Genomic DNA, 14,208 nt, shown 5'->3' on the forward strand with positions numbered 1-14,208 from the left:
GGCGCCGTCTTGACCTGGGTCAGGCGGTCAGAAGGTCTGGCGGGCCAGCACGCGCAGCCGCCCGACGTCGGGTCGCGTCACGAACACCTCGCCCATGGCCAGGTATTCGCCGGTGAGGGCGGTGATGTTGACCTGGTGCGTCACCAGCATCAGATTGCGCGGCGCCTTCCAGCCCTGCACGGCGGCCAGCACCTCGCGGGTCTGGCTATCGCGCCCTTCACCGCCAAAGAAGGAGTTGATCGGCGGCCAGACCGTGTTTTCCTTGAAGGCCAGCATGGCCGTATCCACGCAGCGGCACCAGGCACTGGAGCGCACCTGGGCGAGCTGGACGCGCTCGCGAATAAAGGCCGCCCCCACGCGGCGGGCCTGCTCGCGACCGGCCTCGCTCAGGTTTCGCTGGGTGTTGCACTCGCCGAGCTGGAAGTTGGGCGGGTCGCCGATGCCGGATTCGGTCTGGGCGTGGCGCATCAGCACCACACAGCCGCCCTCGCGCAGCAAGGTCCAGAACCCTGCGGCACCCGGCTGCGCCAGAGAGAGGCCACTGGAGAGCGCCAGCGCGGTGCCCGCAGTGAACTGGCGGCGGGAAAGCAGGTCGTGGGGCATGGTGGATTTCTTTCAGTCGCGCACGTCGGCCACGGGCTGGGTGCCAAAGTCGGCTCGCTGCAACCAGGCGAGCACACGGGTGGCTGCGTCGTCTGGCGATGTGAGCTGGCCCTGGCGCTGGAGTTCCACGAAACGGCTCCGATCCGGAAAGGCCGCCGGGTCGCCCGCGCGCAGTTGGGACTGCATGTCGGTGTCGATCACGCCCGGGGCCAGCGAAACGAGGCGCGCGCCGTGCTCGCGGCGCGCTTCGTCGAGCGCGCTGCAGCGGGTGAAGTGGTCCATGCCGGCCTTGGCTGCGCAGTAGGGGGCCTGCGCGGCCATGGCATTGCGCCCCAGGCCGGAAGAAATGTTGAGCACCTTGCGCGGGCCGCGCCAGCCTTTCTCTACCCAGGCGCCGGTGGCGCGCAGGAACGCGGCCGTGAGCTGCATGGGCGCCTCCAGGCCCACGCGCAAGGCGTTGGCCAGGTCCTCGGGCGGGCAGTCCTCCAGCGGGCCGATGCGGGGAATCACGCCGGCGTTGTTGATCAGCGTGGCGCTTTGCAGCGTTTTCGTGTCAAGCGTTTCAAGCCAGGCTTGCAGGCGTGCAGCCGCGCCCCCGGTATCGGCCAGGTCCTGTGTCCACTGTGTGAGCGCTGCGCCTTTCTTTTTGGCCAGCTCGTTCAGCTCGTCGCTGGCGCGGCGGGAGATGCACAACAGCTGCAGGTCAGGCGTCAGCAGCTGCCTGGCCATGGCCAGGCCCATGCCGCGCGAAGCGCCGGTGAGGATGGTGAGGTGTCGGGTCGTGGTCATGGGCGTGATTCAGAAAGGGCAGGGGCTGTGAAATTCGAGGGTGTGACCGTCGCGCGGGTGCGGCAGCTGCAGCCAGTGGGCGTGCAGCAGCAGGCGATCGGCCAGGGCCTGTTGCTGCGCATTCGCGTACAACGCATCGCCCGCGATGGGGTGGCCGATGGCCTGCAGGTGCACGCGCAACTGATGCGTGCGCCCGGTGACCGGCTCCAGTTCTAACCGGGTTGTGATGCCCGCGTGCTGCGCCGGACTTTCACTGGCATCGAGCCGCCAGCGAGTAAGGCTGGGTTTGCCCAGTTCTCGGCTGACGATGCTGCGCGGCCGGTTCGGCCAGTCCACGGTGAGCGGCAGGTCGATGAGGTTCCAGTCGTGGCCGGGCTGCGTGGAGGCCAGGGCGCCGGCCACCACGGCGGTGTAGCGCTTGTGAACCTGGCGTGTCTCGAAAGCGCGGGACACGGTGCGCTGGTGGTCCAGCCCGCGCGCCATCACCACCAGTCCCGAGGTGGACATGTCGAGACGGTGCACCACCAGGGCGTCTGGCCAGCGCGCCTGGGCACGGGCGCTCAGACAGTCCTGCTTGTCGGGCCCGCGTCCGGGCACGGCCAGCAGGCCGGCGGGCTTGTCCAGCACGATCAGGGCGTCGTCTTCATGGACGACCTGCAAGCTCACGAAGGCGGCCCGAGCGCGCGCACCACCTCGTCGGCCTCCAGGCTGCGCGCGGCGCCAAAGCCGGCCACCTGGCGCGCGCCCAGCGGGGTCAGCGCGACGAAGCTGAAGTCGCCCAGCATCGTCATGTGCGAGGCTTCCGGGAAACGCAGCAGGTAAGCCGCGCACGCGCTTTTTTCGGCGTCGCCACCGGCCTCGAGTGTCTGGGCCTGCATCACCAGCATGACCCGGGGCAGCGCATGCACCGGCTCGCCCGCCACCTCGGCTTGCGCCACCAGCAGCGAAGCTCGGGGTTCGCGCCTCAGGTTGGCGCTGTGCGAGGCGAGGGCGCTCACGTGGATGACGATCACGCGCAAGGCGCTGTCCACCGCGAAGGGCACCAGCGAGACCCAGGGCGCGCCGTCCATGCCCAGGCTGCCAAGCGACCCCACCCGCTGGCGCGCCAGCAGTTCGCGCAGGGCCTGGGTCAGGCGGGGTTGGTGGGGCATGGCACGGCCATGGTAGCGCGGCGCAGCCCGGCTGTGGAGGCGTCGGCGTGGTGAAATACCCGCATGTTGCTGCTCGCGCCCATGGAAGGTCTGCTGGATGCCACCCTGCGCGATGTGCTCACGCGCACGGGTGGCATCGACCGCTGCGTGAGCGAGTTCATCCGCGTCACCCACACGCTGTTGCCTGAGCGTGCATTTGTCCGCGTGGTGCCCGAGCTGCTCAACGGCGGACGCACCCGCGCTGGCGTGCCGGTGCGTCCGCAGCTTCTCGGCTCCGACCCGGTCTGCCTGGCCGAAAACGCGGCCCGGCTGGCCGGGCTGAACCCACCGGGCATCGACCTCAACTTCGGCTGCCCGGCCAAAACCGTGAACCAGAGCCGGGGCGGTGCGGTGCTGCTCGACGAGCCTGAGCTCGTGGGCCGCATCGTGGCGGCGGTGCGCCGCGCCGTGCCCGCCGGGGTTCCGGTCTCGGCCAAGATGCGCCTGGGCTTCAACGACGACACGGTGGCCGAAGCCTGCGCCCAGGCTATAGCCGAAGCCGGCGCCGACGAACTGGTGGTTCATGCCCGCACCAAGGCGCATGGCTACCGGCCGCCTGCCTACTGGGAGCGCATTGCACAGGTGCGCGAAGCCCTGCCGGCGGGGCGCCGCATTCCCGTCATTGCCAATGGCGAAATCTGGAGCGTCGCGGACGCGGCACGCTGCCGGGCGGTGAGCGGCTGCGATGCACTCATGATCGGTCGCGGCATGGTCAGCGACCCAGGCCTCGCGCTGGCCATCCGGGGGCAGGGTGAGGTGCCCTGGTGGCGGATCGAACCGCTGCTCACGGTGTATTGGGAGCGGGTGAGTGCGCGGGTCGAGCGGCGCCACCGCGCCGGGCGCCTCAAGCAATGGCTCAACCTGTTGCGCCGCCGCCATCCCCAGGCGCAGGCGGCGTTCGACGAACTGCGTCTGGTGAACGACCCGGCAGCCATCGACGCCTGGCTGCTGCGCTCCCGTGCCGATGCGCCCCATACCACAGAGCCGATCCCGTTGCCGCCAGCAGAATTGGGCCAGCCGTGTTAACTTCCGGCCCCGGACCCGCTTCAAGACGCCTGTATGACCCCCCTCCAACAACGGCTGGACACGCTCACGGCTGAGCAATTGCGTGGCATGCGGCGCGGCCTTGAAAAGGAAAGCCTGCGTGCCCAGCCCGATGGCCGCCTGGCCCTCACGCCGCACCCGGCGGCCCTGGGCAGCGCGCTCACCCACCCGCACATCACCACCGACTACAGCGAGTCCCAGCTCGAACTCATCACCGGGGTGCACGCCAGCGTCGAGGCGTGCCTGGCCGAGCTCACCGAGGTACACCAGTACACCGTGCGCAGCCTGCGCGCGGCGGGCGACGAAATGCTCTGGGCGTCCAGCATGCCGTGCGGCCTGCCCACCGACGAGACCATTCCGCTCGGCCGCTACGGCTCGTCCAACGTGGGCCGCGCCAAAAGCGTCTACCGCATGGGACTGGGACACCGTTACGGCCGGCGCATGCAGACCATCTCGGGCATCCACTACAACTGGTCGCTGCCCGGCGTGGACAACGACGGCTACTTCGCACTCATCCGCAATTTCCGCCGCCACGCCTTCCTGCTGCTCACGCTGTTCGGTGCTTCGCCGGCCTTGTGTTCCAGCTTCGTCGAAGGACGCCAGCATGAACTGCAAAAGCTGGGCGACAGCGGCACGCTCTACATGCCGCACGGCACCTCGCTGCGCATGGGGCGCCTGGGCTATCAGAGCGAGGCGCAGGCCACGCTGGCCGTGAGCTACAACGGGCTGGAGGGCTACGCCGCTTCGCTGCACGACGCGCTCACCCGGCCCTGGCCGGCCTACGAGGCAGTGGGCATCCGCAACCCGGGTGGCGACTACAACCAGCTCGCCACCACGCTGCTGCAGATCGAAAACGAGTTCTACGGCACCATCCGCCCCAAGCGCGTGATCTACCCTGGTGAGCGCCCGCTGCACGCGCTGCGCGAGCGTGGCGTCGAGTACATCGAGGTGCGTCTGATGGACCTCAATCCCTTCGAGCCCATCGGCATCGGTGCGTCCACCCTGCGTTTTCTCGACGTGTTCCTGCTGCATTGCCTGCTCTCGGACAGCCCGCCGGACACGCCTGCCGAGATCCGTGAACTGGCCCACAACCAGCACCTGACCGCTGCGCGCGGCCGCGAACCGGGGCTTGACCTGCTGCGAGATGGCCAGGCGGTGCCCCTGGTGCAGTGGGGCCTGGACATCATCGACCAGCTCGTGCCCATTGCCGCAGCGCTCGACCGCACGCACGGCGGCGCCGAGCATGCCGACGCCGTGGCGCAAGCGCGTGCCGCGCTGCAGGACCCGCAGCGCCTGCCTTCGGCGCGTGTGCTCCAGACCATACAGGCAGATCATGGCGACGCGTTCATCGCCTTTGTGCGGGCACAGTCCCTCGTCACGCACCAGCACCTGCTGGCCCTGGACTGGAGCGCCAAACAGCAGGCACGTTTTGAGGCCATGGCGGCCAAGTCGGTGCAGGACCAGCGCGCCATCGAGGCCGCAGACTCCATGCCATTTGAAATCTATCGGCAGGAATACACCTCGCCATCGCGCCTGGGTCGTCCACAGACGCAACCGGTCGCAGCGTTGGCTCCAGAAGCCCTCACCATCGCACGGTGAATCGGCCCGGCGGGGTGCTCCGGGCTATTCTGCGGCTTTCGCCGGAGACGCCCATGACCCGACTCACCGCCGCCGACTTCGACCAGGAACTGCTGATCCTTTTCGATGCCTACGTACACGGCGACGTGGACCGCCGGACCTTCCTGGACCGGGCTTCGAAGTTCGCGGTGGGCGGTGTGACTGCGGCGGGCCTGCTCGCGGCGCTCAGCCCGAATTTCGCCGCCGCCCAGGTGATTCCGGCCAACGACCCTCGCGTGAAGACCGAGATGGTCAGCGTGGCATCGCCGCAGGGCCACGGCACGGTCAAGGTCTACGTGGCGCGGCCCACCCTGCCTCCGCCGGGCGGACGCCTGCCCGGCGTGCTGGTGGTGCACGAAAACCGAGGGCTGAACCCGCACATCGAGGACGTGGCGCGGCGCCTCGCCCTGGAAGGCTACCTTGCCTTCGCGCCCGACGCGCTCACGCCGCTGGGCGGCTACCCGGGCGATGAGGACAAGGCGAGGGCCCTGTTCGCCCAGCTCGACCAGGACAGGACCCGGGAGGACTTCCTGGCCACCGCCGCAGCGCTCAAGGCCCGGCCCGATGGCACCGGCCGCGTGGGCGTGGTGGGCTTCTGCTACGGCGGAGGCATCGCGCACATGCTTGCCACCGAACTGCCCGATCTCTCGGCCGCCGTGTCCTACTACGGCAACCACCCGCCCGTCCAGGCGGCGGCCAGGGTGAAGGCGCCGCTCCTGATTCATTTTGCCGACATGGACGAACGCATCAACACCGCCTGGCCCCCCTATGAGGCCGCCCTCAAGGCCGCTGGCGTGCGCTACACGCCCCACCGGTACCCGGGCACGCAGCACGGCTTCAACAACGACACCACGCCACGCTTCGACGCAGCGGCCGCCAAGCTGTCGTGGGACCGCACGCTGGCGTTTTTCAAGCTGAACCTCACGGCATGAACGAGCGCCTTCAGGCTTCGCCGCCGAAGCGCTTGATCAGGTTGGCGATGTATTTTTCGACGAGCTTTTCAAATTCGCCTTCCACCACCGGCGCCACCACCATCTTCATGAGGCCGGGCAGCGGCACCTCGATCTCGCCCTGAATGGCCAGGGTGAGGCCGGTGGACTTCTTGTTGTCCACGATTTTCCAGTTGCCGCCGACCTGCGCGTTGCCCACGCCCTTGACCGGGGTCCACTTCACCGTGCCGCGCGCCTTGTCGCTCACGTATTTGCTGGCATAGACGGTCTGGATGTTGACCTGCGCCGTGCCCACCTTTTCCATTTCCCACTGGTACACGCCACCGCCCAGGTCGGTGAGTTTTTCGACCTTGGGGAAATGGCTGACCGACTCGGGCACGTCCGACAGCACCTCGAACACCTCGGCCGCCTTGGCCTTGACGTCGAACTCGTAGCCCAGGTCGATCTTGACGGTGATGCTCATGAGGCGCCTCTGCGGGGTGTTGAAGTGGAAACGATTGTAGGGAGGGCCAGGGGGCCCGTACCCGGGAGTTACACCAAGGCACAATCGCCGCCATGAGCATCCAGTGGTTTCCCGGACACATGCACCTCACGCGCAAGGCAATCACCGAGCGCGTGAAAGACATCGACGTCGTCATCGAAATGCTCGACGCACGCCTGCCCGGCTCCAGTGCCAACCCGCTGCTGGCCGAACTCACCAGTGGCAAGCCCACGCTGAAAGTGGTGAACAAGCAGGACATGGCCGATGCCGCGCGCACCGCGCTCTGGCTGGCGCACTACAACGCACAGCCCCACACACGCGCCATCGCGCTCGATGCCAGCGTCACGGCCCCGGCGCGTGCCATCGTTGCCGCCTGCTTCGAGCTTGCGCCCTTGCGCGGCGGCATGGTCAAGCCCATGCGTGTGCTCATCTGCGGCATCCCCAACGTGGGCAAGTCCACGCTCATCAACACCCTCATGGGCAAGCGCGCCGCCAAGACTGGCGACGAGGCCGGCATCACCCGCAACGAACAGCGCATTGCGCTGGCCGATGACTTCTACCTGTTCGACACCCCCGGCATGCTGTGGCCGCGCATCGTCGTGCCAGAAAGCGGTTTCAACCTGGCCGCCAGTGGCGCCGTGGGGCGCAACGCTTACGACGACCAGGAGGTCGCTCTGGAGTTGCTGGCCAAACTCAAGCACGCCTATGCGCCAATGCTGGAGGCGCGCTACCGCCTTGGTCTGAGCGCGTCAGCCATTGGTGCCCTGCACGACGACGAACTGCTGGAAGCGATTGGCCGCAAACGCGGAGCCCTGGCCGGAGGTGGTGCGGTCAACGGGCAGAAGGCGGCGGAACTGGTCATTGCCGATTTCCGCAGCGGCGCACTGGGGCGCATCACGCTGGAAACACCCGAGGAGTTCACCCGTTGGCTGGGTGCAGGCCTCCAGGCCGATGAGGCTCGGCAGGACCGCAAGAAATCGCGCCTACCGAAGGCGCGCAAGCCCGACCGGCGCTGACGCCGATGGCATCGGTGTCCATGGCCCGGCTCAGGCCGCGACCTTCACACCCTTCCAGAACGCCACCCGCCCGCGCACCATGTCGGCTTCGGGCTTGGGGTCCGGGTAGTACCAGGCGGCATCGGCATTGAGTTCGCCGTTGACCAGCAGCGAGTAGTAGCTGGCCTGGCCTTTCCAGGGGCAACTGGTGCGGTGATTGCTGAAGGTGACGAATTCGCGCTTGAGCGCGCTTTCGGGGAAGTAGTGGTTGCCTTCCACCACCACCGTGTCGTCGCTCTCCGCGACCACCACACCGTTCCAGGTGGCCCTCATGCGGCGGGCCTCATTTGTTCTTTTCCTTGCCCCGCGGCATGACGGCGGTCACGGGCGGCACGGGGCGGTCGGAGCTGACCGGACCCTTGGGCGCCGAGGTGTCCTTCTTGGGTTTCTTGCTCATCTTTTCGTTGCGCTGTTCCTTGCCCATGGGGCCTCCGATGACAGCCGCGACGCGCGGCTTGATCCGGCGATGGTAAGCGACAAAATGGGCGTTTTGAGCGCGCCTGCACGGCGCTTCAGGCGCCCATGCCGAGGAACTGGGCCAGGGCTTCGGTGCCCATGGAGCCGGCCCGCGTGACCACCTGCCCGCTGCCCTGGTGCTTTGCCACCACGAAGGGCACCGAGGTGGCTCCCAGGCGATCGAGCAGGGCGGTGTTGGTCTTGATGGCGGCCTCCACCTCGGGCGCGATGCTGGCCGATGCCCCGATGCCACCACCGTTGGCGAGCAGCTCGCGTTCGTGGTTGTTCATGGTCTCTGCCGGGTTGGCGGCGGTCATGATGGCCGCGCCCTGAGGCAGGCTCTTGGCGTTGAGGATGGCCACCGGCAGCCAGATGAATTTCACCTTGCTCTGCAGCGGGATCGACGCCTGCCAGAGGTGCGCGCAGTGCGGGCACTGGGGATCGAACAGCACATAGACGGTGTGGGCGCTCATGAGCGCGCCGACGGTGAAGCCCTTGCCCTCTCTGGCCAGCACATCCAGGGCCTGGCCCGGTGCGATCGGAGTGGCTGCGGGTGCGGCGGGGCTGGCGCCTTTCTCTTCCTTCGAACAGGCCGCCAGGGCCAGCGTGAGGGAAGTGGCGATCAGGGACAGGGAGAAGTTTCGGCGTTGCATGGCGTGCAGGGACAGGGAGTTGCGCTGAACGAGATCATCGCAGAGATGCCCCGTCCCCGGCCATCGTCAACGGCTCAGGATCAGGTGAGCGATGAGACCCGTGGCGATGGCCACCAGCACGTAGTCGCCTCCCACCTGCACCCACTGCTGACCACGCGGGGGCGCATAGAGGCGGTGCGAGCGGTAGTCTGTGACCACGTATTGGCGACTGCGGTATTCACGCGGAATGTAATGGCCGCGACGGAACTCCGGACCGCGTGCGTTGTAGTGGCGCATGTTCCGCGAGTGGCGGAAATCGCGGCGGTCCTCGCGGCGTTCTTCACGGAAGTCCCGGCGGTCGTCGCGCCGATCCGCGCGGAAGTCCCGGCGGTCGTCGCGCCGGTCGTCGACCTGCACGATCCTGGGCGCCTCAAAACGGGGTCCATCGAAACGGCCTTGGGCGAAAGACATGGTGCTCATGCCCAGCGTGGCGGCGGCGACGGCATAGACAACAAGGTTTCGGGTTTTCATGGAGGTGACTCCTGGGGTTGGTGAGCCTCCATGGTGTTCCCCGCCTGTTTCGCCCGCGTAAACAGCGAGCGAGCGGCGCGCAAAGTTGCGTACCAGTTTGTGGGGCCGGCTCAATGCCTGCCGGTGCGCTGCTTCACGGTTTCCTGCGCGTACAACTTGGCGGCAATGTACTCGCCGTGCGTCACGTGCAGCAGCCCTGCCACCTTGCTGATCACATGGTGCTCATGGGCATCCAGATGGTGATCGGCGAAGGCGATTTCCCACATCGCTTCCACCACGCGGATCTTCTGTTCCTGGGTGAAACGTTCGTTCAGGCTGCGGGTGAAACGCTGGTAATCGTAGGCGGTGCGCGCGGTCTCGTGCGCCAGTTCCAACAGGCGCTGCAACTCGTCGTCGGCCAGATCGAACTTGCTTCGCAGCGCCAGCACCACCGCATCGCGCTCCGCGTCCTGCATCGTCGGCTCGGCGCGCATCACCTCCACCAGCAGCACGGCGGTGGCCAGTTGCAGCGAATGATCGAGCTCGGCCGGCGCCTGCGCACCCGGGGGCGCGTTCAGGCTTGTGGCGAGGTTGTCGAAGAGGTCCTTGAGATTTCTGAGCATGGGGAAGCTTTACAAACGAGACAGACCGGTGGGAGCGTCGCTCGCGCGCATGAGTTCCCCCGACCGCCCCTCAACTCAGTTGCATCGGCACCGTCTCGATGTCATTCTCGGTCAGGCGGCTGGGCATGAGCACCTTGGCCAGGGCATGGCGCTCGGCATCGTTGAGCACGTCCATCGGGCTCACGCCTTCCGGGTCCAGGGTGACCACACCCAAGCCCAGGCGCGGCCTGAACAACTGGCGCGTTTTCTTCTCGTCCATCACTGTCAAAGGGTGCGACACGGCGCTGCGAAGATGGACCAGCATCTCCGCCACCGGCGGCTGGTGTCGATCGGCGGTCGTCACCACCACGAAGCAGCGCGGATGGTAGAGCCCCACCACGCAGCGGAAGCCCGCAGCGCGGCGGATGCGTGCAGCCAGCGTCACGAGGATCTGCCCCTCCACCCCCGGTCCGGCGGTTTCGGCCAGTTCATACAGGTTGCTCACATACAGGCACACCACCGTGCACTCGCCATGCTGGCGCGTGGTGCGCCAGAAGGCGTGCTCCACCTGAGCGATCAGGGCCGAGCCTGTGGGCAGTCCGGTGGCGGAATCGGCACCTTGCTGCAGGCGCGACAGGCGCGAGAGCTCCCGGTTGTGCCGGTTGCGCAGCAGACCCAGCACCGAGGCCATGAGGAAATACACCAGCGTGACTGCGGCAGTGAGCACCCAGACACCCAGGCCGAGGCCCGAAACTTCGAGGCCGCGAAGGTACAGCCCGGTTGTCATCAGCGCCAGAAAGCCGACGGCCAGCAACATCCAGCGCGCCAGCGGGTCGCCCAGCTTGGTCGCCCGGACCACCGCCAGGAAGGCGAGCAGCACCGGCACCAGGTTGACTCCGGCAGCAGTCCACAGCAGCGGTCGAAAGTGTTCCAGTGGCGCTTGCGTGGCCACCGCAGCCAGGCTCAGCGAGGCCAGCATCAGCACCGCAGAGCCCCAGGTGGTGAGCCGGTGCATCAGCGCGTCTTCACGCACGCCGCCCAGCCAGTTGCCCAGGAAATAAAGCGCCATCGCCCCGGCCGTGGGACCCAGGCTGGCCTTGAGCACCATCATCAGCCGCTCGGGCAGCGCAGGAAAAAACACCTCGGGCAATCCCGTCATGACCACACAGCTCGTGCCGGTGATCAGAACGAAAAACAGGTTGCGCACGGAGCCTCGGGTGCGGCTGTCCAGCACGTCGGCCAATGCCAGCGCCGCAAGGGTCAGCAGCCCCCCCAGCATGGCCGACCAGACGGCGATCTCAGAAATGGACATGCGCGGATTATGGTGGCCGCCCGGAGAGCTCCCGTGGACCTATTGCACACTTTGACAGGGTAAGTGGGGGCGCCTTGGGGCGTACTTTCCCTCACCGCGAAAAAGAGCGCGGTGACGGGCGTCGAAACAGCGCATCAACCCCGCCCCGCCGCCGTCGTGCGGGCGGAAGCACGTTGGCGCTGCTCGCCTTCTTTCGGCCGGGGCTTGAGCCGGGGCATGGGTTCGAGGAACGTGGAATGCTGGCGCAACAGCATGTTGGCCTCGGCCTGGGTGCGGCGCTTTTCCAGCATGTGAAGCACCAGCAGCGCAATGCCGATGCCGATGGCCATCCAGGCGGGTGCCAGCAGGGCCTTTGAGGCCATGCCGGGCAGTCCCTTGGCTTCCATCACCAGTGACAGCAGCCACAGCGCCATGCCGGCTGCCGTGGCGCCCACGCCATTGGCCAGCAACGGCGGAGTTCTGCGGCTGGATCGGCGGCGTGCCGGCTTCTTCGTCTTGCTCATGTCGCGCGGAGATCGTTTCAGGTGTTGGTGTCTTGCGGGGATCATGCGGCAGCGCCGATGGGTGGCGCACCGCAGGCCGACGAAACGGGCGATTGGCCGGCTGGCCGCAACCGGGGGTGATGCCTTGGTGTGAGTGACCCGGGGGCAAGTAAGAAAAAGGCGTGCGCAATGCGCCTACATTTGCCGCATGACCTTGCCCCCAGTTCTTTCCCCGCCGGCCTCGCCCGCTCACGCCGTCTCGCGGTTGCGCGCCGCGCGCCTGGCCGCGAGTGCAAAGCCCTACCTGGCGCGCGGCTCGGGCCTGCTGCGCTGCGCGGGCTGCCGGCTGATCGTGAGCCATTGCCTGTGCGCCCTGCGACCTCGGGTGCCCACGCAGGCGGGGGTGTGCCTGGTCATGGGTGACATTGAAGCGCTCAAACCCACCAACACCGGCTGGCTGGTGGCCGACGTGGTGCCCGACACCTGGGCGTTTGGCTGGTCGCGCACGGCGGTGGATCCGGGCCTGCTCGCCTTGCTGGCCGATCCGCAGTGGCAACCCTATGTGGTGTTTCCAGCCGAGTTCGCGGCGGCTGCGCGCGTGGTCACGGCCGTGCTGGCCGACCGCAGCGCGCCGACCGCGCAGCAGAATGCCCGCAAGCCCTTGTTCGTGTTGCTCGATGGCACCTGGTCGGAGGCACGCAAGATGTTCCGCAAGAGCCCCTACCTCGACCACCTGCCCGTGCTCAGTCTGAGCCCTGAGCACGTGGTGTCGAATTACCGCCTGCGCCGGTCTTCCTGCGGCGGCCATTTCTGCACCTCGGAAGTGGCTGCGCTGTGCCTGGCGCTGGCAGGCGAAGAGCGGGCGGCGCAGGCTCTGGCCGCGTGGTTCGATGTGTTCAGCGAGCGATACATGAGCTTGCGGCTCAGCACACCGCTCAACCGCGAGAGCGAGGCGCACCAGCGCTTGCAGGCGCTGGCCATCGCGGGGGGTGTTACTCCGCCGGAATCTCTGCCGACACCAGCAGCGTGAGCAACTGCAGCGATTCCTGCCAGCCCAGGTAACAAGCCTCTGCCGGAATCACTTCCGGAATGCCGGTCTGCTCCACACGCAGATCCGTGCCCACCGACACCGCCTTGAACGTGACGGCGACGCGCATTTCGCCCGGCAGGTTCGGGTCGTCGAACACATCGGTGTACACCAGGCGCTCGTTGGGCACGAGCTCCAGGTATTTGCCCCCGAAAGCGTGCGACTGGCCGTTGCTGAAATTGGTGAACTGCATGCGATGGCGCCCGCCCACGCGCGCATCCATGTGCAGCACGCGGCCGGTGAAGCCGTGCGGTGGCAACCATTTGGCCATCGCGTCCGGGTCGATGAAGGCACGAAACACACGCTCGGGCGGGGCCGGCAGCACGCGGTGCAGGGTGACGGTGCCGGTGCCGGTGGTGGCCTTCTGGGTCTTGCTCATGGCGAAATCCTTTCAATGGTGTGGCGACACCTCTACGACGAAGCCAACGGCCTGCTTTCGACATGCGCCGACAACCTGCACAGAATAGCCTTGTCCGCCGGTGCGAAAAAAGCAGGGGCGTAGCATGGGAAGCCCCTAACCCTTCCCGAGGTCCAGAGGCCATGCCAGAACGTCCCCCATCCCGAATGCCCGCCGTCATCGCCGCGCTGGTGGTGCTGGCGGTGGCCGGCTACTTCGGCTGGCGGCATTTCGAGCGCAATGAGATGCCCGCCCCGCCCGTCGCGGTGACGACGCCCGCCGCACCAGCGCCAGCCGCCGCTTCGGCCCCCGCCGCCGAACCCGCCATCCAGCACCCCGTGGAACCTCCCGCCAGCGAGACTGCCGTCGAACCCACGCCCTTGCCCCAGCTGGCCGACGCCGATTCGCTGGTCAAAGAACTGCTGAGCGATCTGCTCACCAGCAAGAACGTGCTCACCTTCCTGCAGATGGACGGATTCATCCGCCGCGCGGTGGCCACGGTAGACAACCTCCCGCGTGAACACGCGCCGCTGATGGCGTGGCCCGTGTACCCCACGCCCCAGCGCTTCACCACGCAGCGCAGCGACGCCGGGCAGGACACCATCCACCCGGACAACAGCCGCCGCTACCTGCCCTTTGTGCTGATGGTCGAGTCCGTGGACACGGCCAGGGCGGTGGCGGTGTACCGCCGCCTCTACCCGCTGTTTCAGCAGGCCTACGAAGAGCTGGGTTTCCCCGGCCGCTACTTCAACGACCGGCTCGTGCTGGTGCTGGATCACCTCATCGCCACACCGGTGCAGGCCGCACCGCTCGCCGTGACACTGGTGGAGGTGAAGGGCGAAGTGCCATCCACTCGGCCGTGGGTGCGCTACGAGTTTGCCGACCCCGCGCTGCAATCCATGTCGGCGGGGCAGAAGATGTTGATGCGAACCGGTGCAGACAACCACCAGCGCCTGCGCGCCAAGCTCGTCGATATTCGCGCCCGCGTGGCCCGACGCTGA

The 14,208-nt window shown here is 67.4% G+C and carries 19 protein-coding genes; 6 read left to right on the forward strand and 13 right to left on the reverse strand.

Annotated features, from left to right (window positions below; translation table 11 throughout):
* Positions 1–27: 27 nt before the first annotated feature.
* Genes AB7F11_RS17150 through AB7F11_RS17165 form a run of 4 tightly spaced genes read right to left on the reverse strand, consistent with a single transcriptional unit; the run spans position 28 to position 2,543 of the window.
* The gene (locus AB7F11_RS17150; RefSeq protein WP_428288907.1) at positions 28–603 is read right to left on the reverse strand and encodes a histidine phosphatase family protein; all 576 of its coding nucleotides are present in this window, start codon (positions 601–603) and stop codon (positions 28–30) included.
* Positions 604–615: 12 nt separating this feature from the next.
* Positions 616–1,392, reverse strand: coding sequence for an SDR family NAD(P)-dependent oxidoreductase (locus AB7F11_RS17155; protein ID WP_428288908.1), 777 nt, complete (start codon positions 1,390–1,392; stop codon positions 616–618).
* Positions 1,393–1,401: 9 nt separating this feature from the next.
* Positions 1,402–2,058, reverse strand: coding sequence for an RluA family pseudouridine synthase (locus AB7F11_RS17160; protein ID WP_428288909.1), 657 nt, complete (start codon positions 2,056–2,058; stop codon positions 1,402–1,404).
* Positions 2,055–2,543, reverse strand: coding sequence for a HugZ family protein (locus AB7F11_RS17165; RefSeq protein ID WP_428288910.1), 489 nt, complete (start codon positions 2,541–2,543; stop codon positions 2,055–2,057). Before AB7F11_RS17165 ends, AB7F11_RS17160 begins: the two co-directional genes overlap by 4 nt.
* A 63-nt stretch (positions 2,544–2,606) precedes the next feature.
* Between AB7F11_RS17165 and AB7F11_RS17170 the strand changes: the two genes are divergently transcribed.
* The 3 genes from AB7F11_RS17170 to AB7F11_RS17180 are packed head-to-tail and all read left to right on the forward strand — an operon-like array spanning position 2,607 to position 6,175.
* Positions 2,607–3,608 carry a tRNA dihydrouridine synthase gene (locus AB7F11_RS17170; RefSeq protein ID WP_428288911.1) on the forward strand — a complete coding sequence of 334 codons (1,002 nt, stop codon included), beginning with the start codon at positions 2,607–2,609 and terminating at the stop codon, positions 3,606–3,608.
* A 33-nt stretch (positions 3,609–3,641) separates the two neighbouring features.
* Positions 3,642–5,225 (forward strand): glutamate--cysteine ligase, encoded by a 1,584-nt coding sequence (gene gshA / locus AB7F11_RS17175; RefSeq protein ID WP_428288912.1) that lies wholly within the window; start codon positions 3,642–3,644, stop codon positions 5,223–5,225.
* A gap of 53 nt (positions 5,226–5,278) precedes the next feature.
* Entirely contained in the window at positions 5,279–6,175 is an 897-nt protein-coding gene (locus AB7F11_RS17180) for a dienelactone hydrolase family protein (protein ID WP_428288913.1), read from the forward strand.
* Positions 6,176–6,185: 10 nt separating this feature from the next.
* Here the strand turns inward: AB7F11_RS17180 and AB7F11_RS17185 are convergent, their stop codons facing one another.
* A complete protein-coding gene (locus tag AB7F11_RS17185) occupies positions 6,186–6,656 on the reverse strand; it encodes an SRPBCC family protein (RefSeq protein WP_428288914.1) in 471 nt (156 codons plus the stop codon).
* 92 nt (positions 6,657–6,748) lie between these two features.
* Here AB7F11_RS17185 and ylqF point away from each other — a divergent pair, with 92 nt between their 5' ends.
* The gene (gene ylqF, locus AB7F11_RS17190) at positions 6,749–7,690 is read left to right on the forward strand and encodes a ribosome biogenesis GTPase YlqF (RefSeq protein WP_428288915.1); all 942 of its coding nucleotides are present in this window, start codon (positions 6,749–6,751) and stop codon (positions 7,688–7,690) included.
* 30 nt (positions 7,691–7,720) lie between these two features.
* Here ylqF and AB7F11_RS17195 read toward each other — a convergent pair whose 3' ends face one another.
* From AB7F11_RS17195 to AB7F11_RS17225, 7 genes are all read right to left on the reverse strand, one after another.
* Complete coding sequence (locus tag AB7F11_RS17195) at positions 7,721–8,002, reverse strand: DUF427 domain-containing protein (protein ID WP_428288916.1); 282 nt, start codon at positions 8,000–8,002, stop codon at positions 7,721–7,723.
* Between the two features lie 10 nt (positions 8,003–8,012).
* On the reverse strand, positions 8,013–8,153 hold the full coding sequence (locus AB7F11_RS17200; protein ID WP_428288917.1) for a hypothetical protein: 141 nt from the start codon (positions 8,151–8,153) through the stop codon (positions 8,013–8,015).
* A gap of 88 nt (positions 8,154–8,241) precedes the next feature.
* Positions 8,242–8,838, reverse strand: coding sequence for a thioredoxin fold domain-containing protein (locus AB7F11_RS17205; protein ID WP_428288918.1), 597 nt, complete (start codon positions 8,836–8,838; stop codon positions 8,242–8,244).
* Between the two features lie 66 nt (positions 8,839–8,904).
* Positions 8,905–9,348 carry an RcnB family protein gene (locus AB7F11_RS17210; RefSeq protein ID WP_428288919.1) on the reverse strand — a complete coding sequence of 148 codons (444 nt, stop codon included), beginning with the start codon at positions 9,346–9,348 and terminating at the stop codon, positions 8,905–8,907.
* Between the two features lie 110 nt (positions 9,349–9,458).
* On the reverse strand, positions 9,459–9,950 hold the full coding sequence (locus AB7F11_RS17215) for a TerB family tellurite resistance protein (protein WP_428288920.1): 492 nt from the start codon (positions 9,948–9,950) through the stop codon (positions 9,459–9,461).
* 70 nt (positions 9,951–10,020) lie between these two features.
* On the reverse strand, positions 10,021–11,241 hold the full coding sequence (locus AB7F11_RS17220) for a hypothetical protein (protein WP_428299943.1): 1,221 nt from the start codon (positions 11,239–11,241) through the stop codon (positions 10,021–10,023).
* Between the two features lie 134 nt (positions 11,242–11,375).
* Positions 11,376–11,744: a hypothetical protein gene (locus tag AB7F11_RS17225; protein WP_428288922.1), complete on the reverse strand. Its 369-nt coding sequence runs from the start codon at positions 11,742–11,744 to the stop codon at positions 11,376–11,378.
* Positions 11,745–11,931: 187 nt separating this feature from the next.
* Between AB7F11_RS17225 and AB7F11_RS17230 the strand changes: the two genes are divergently transcribed.
* A complete protein-coding gene (locus AB7F11_RS17230) occupies positions 11,932–12,753 on the forward strand; it encodes a tRNA-uridine aminocarboxypropyltransferase (protein ID WP_428288923.1) in 822 nt (273 codons plus the stop codon).
* Here the strand turns inward: AB7F11_RS17230 and AB7F11_RS17235 are convergent.
* Positions 12,716–13,189, reverse strand: coding sequence for an SRPBCC family protein (locus AB7F11_RS17235; RefSeq protein WP_428288924.1), 474 nt, complete (start codon positions 13,187–13,189; stop codon positions 12,716–12,718). The two genes, AB7F11_RS17230 and AB7F11_RS17235, sit on opposite strands and share 38 nt — an antisense overlap.
* A gap of 161 nt (positions 13,190–13,350) precedes the next feature.
* Here AB7F11_RS17235 and AB7F11_RS17240 point away from each other — a divergent pair, with 161 nt between their 5' ends.
* Positions 13,351–14,208, forward strand: coding sequence for a DUF3014 domain-containing protein (locus AB7F11_RS17240; RefSeq protein ID WP_428300795.1), 858 nt, complete (start codon positions 13,351–13,353; stop codon positions 14,206–14,208).

The organism is Hydrogenophaga sp. (genome assembly GCF_050250835.1).
Taxonomy (GTDB): domain Bacteria; phylum Pseudomonadota; class Gammaproteobacteria; order Burkholderiales; family Burkholderiaceae_C; genus Hydrogenophaga.

What these genes read in the sequence shown, in the direction of transcription:
- AB7F11_RS17150 (WP_428288907.1), bottom strand. Translation starts at nt 603, where the DNA reads ATGCCCCACGACCTGCTTTCCCGCCGCCAGTTCACTGCGGGCACCGCG.
- AB7F11_RS17155 (WP_428288908.1), bottom strand. Translation starts at nt 1,392, where the DNA reads ATGACCACGACCCGACACCTCACCATCCTCACCGGCGCTTCGCGCGGC.
- AB7F11_RS17165 (WP_428288910.1), bottom strand. Translation starts at nt 2,543, where the DNA reads ATGCCCCACCAACCCCGCCTGACCCAGGCCCTGCGCGAACTGCTGGCG.
- AB7F11_RS17170 (WP_428288911.1), top strand. Translation starts at nt 2,607, where the DNA reads ATGTTGCTGCTCGCGCCCATGGAAGGTCTGCTGGATGCCACCCTGCGC.
- gshA (WP_428288912.1), top strand. Translation starts at nt 3,642, where the DNA reads ATGACCCCCCTCCAACAACGGCTGGACACGCTCACGGCTGAGCAATTG.
- AB7F11_RS17180 (WP_428288913.1), top strand. Translation starts at nt 5,279, where the DNA reads ATGACCCGACTCACCGCCGCCGACTTCGACCAGGAACTGCTGATCCTT.
- AB7F11_RS17185 (WP_428288914.1), bottom strand. Translation starts at nt 6,656, where the DNA reads ATGAGCATCACCGTCAAGATCGACCTGGGCTACGAGTTCGACGTCAAG.
- ylqF (WP_428288915.1), top strand. Translation starts at nt 6,749, where the DNA reads ATGAGCATCCAGTGGTTTCCCGGACACATGCACCTCACGCGCAAGGCA.
- AB7F11_RS17195 (WP_428288916.1), bottom strand. Translation starts at nt 8,002, where the DNA reads ATGAGGGCCACCTGGAACGGTGTGGTGGTCGCGGAGAGCGACGACACG.
- AB7F11_RS17200 (WP_428288917.1), bottom strand. Translation starts at nt 8,153, where the DNA reads ATGGGCAAGGAACAGCGCAACGAAAAGATGAGCAAGAAACCCAAGAAG.
- AB7F11_RS17205 (WP_428288918.1), bottom strand. Translation starts at nt 8,838, where the DNA reads ATGCAACGCCGAAACTTCTCCCTGTCCCTGATCGCCACTTCCCTCACG.
- AB7F11_RS17210 (WP_428288919.1), bottom strand. Translation starts at nt 9,348, where the DNA reads ATGAAAACCCGAAACCTTGTTGTCTATGCCGTCGCCGCCGCCACGCTG.
- AB7F11_RS17215 (WP_428288920.1), bottom strand. Translation starts at nt 9,950, where the DNA reads ATGCTCAGAAATCTCAAGGACCTCTTCGACAACCTCGCCACAAGCCTG.
- AB7F11_RS17220 (WP_428299943.1), bottom strand. Translation starts at nt 11,241, where the DNA reads ATGTCCATTTCTGAGATCGCCGTCTGGTCGGCCATGCTGGGGGGGCTG.
- AB7F11_RS17225 (WP_428288922.1), bottom strand. Translation starts at nt 11,744, where the DNA reads ATGAGCAAGACGAAGAAGCCGGCACGCCGCCGATCCAGCCGCAGAACT.
- AB7F11_RS17230 (WP_428288923.1), top strand. Translation starts at nt 11,932, where the DNA reads ATGACCTTGCCCCCAGTTCTTTCCCCGCCGGCCTCGCCCGCTCACGCC.
- AB7F11_RS17235 (WP_428288924.1), bottom strand. Translation starts at nt 13,189, where the DNA reads ATGAGCAAGACCCAGAAGGCCACCACCGGCACCGGCACCGTCACCCTG.
- AB7F11_RS17240 (WP_428300795.1), top strand. Translation starts at nt 13,351, where the DNA reads ATGCCAGAACGTCCCCCATCCCGAATGCCCGCCGTCATCGCCGCGCTG.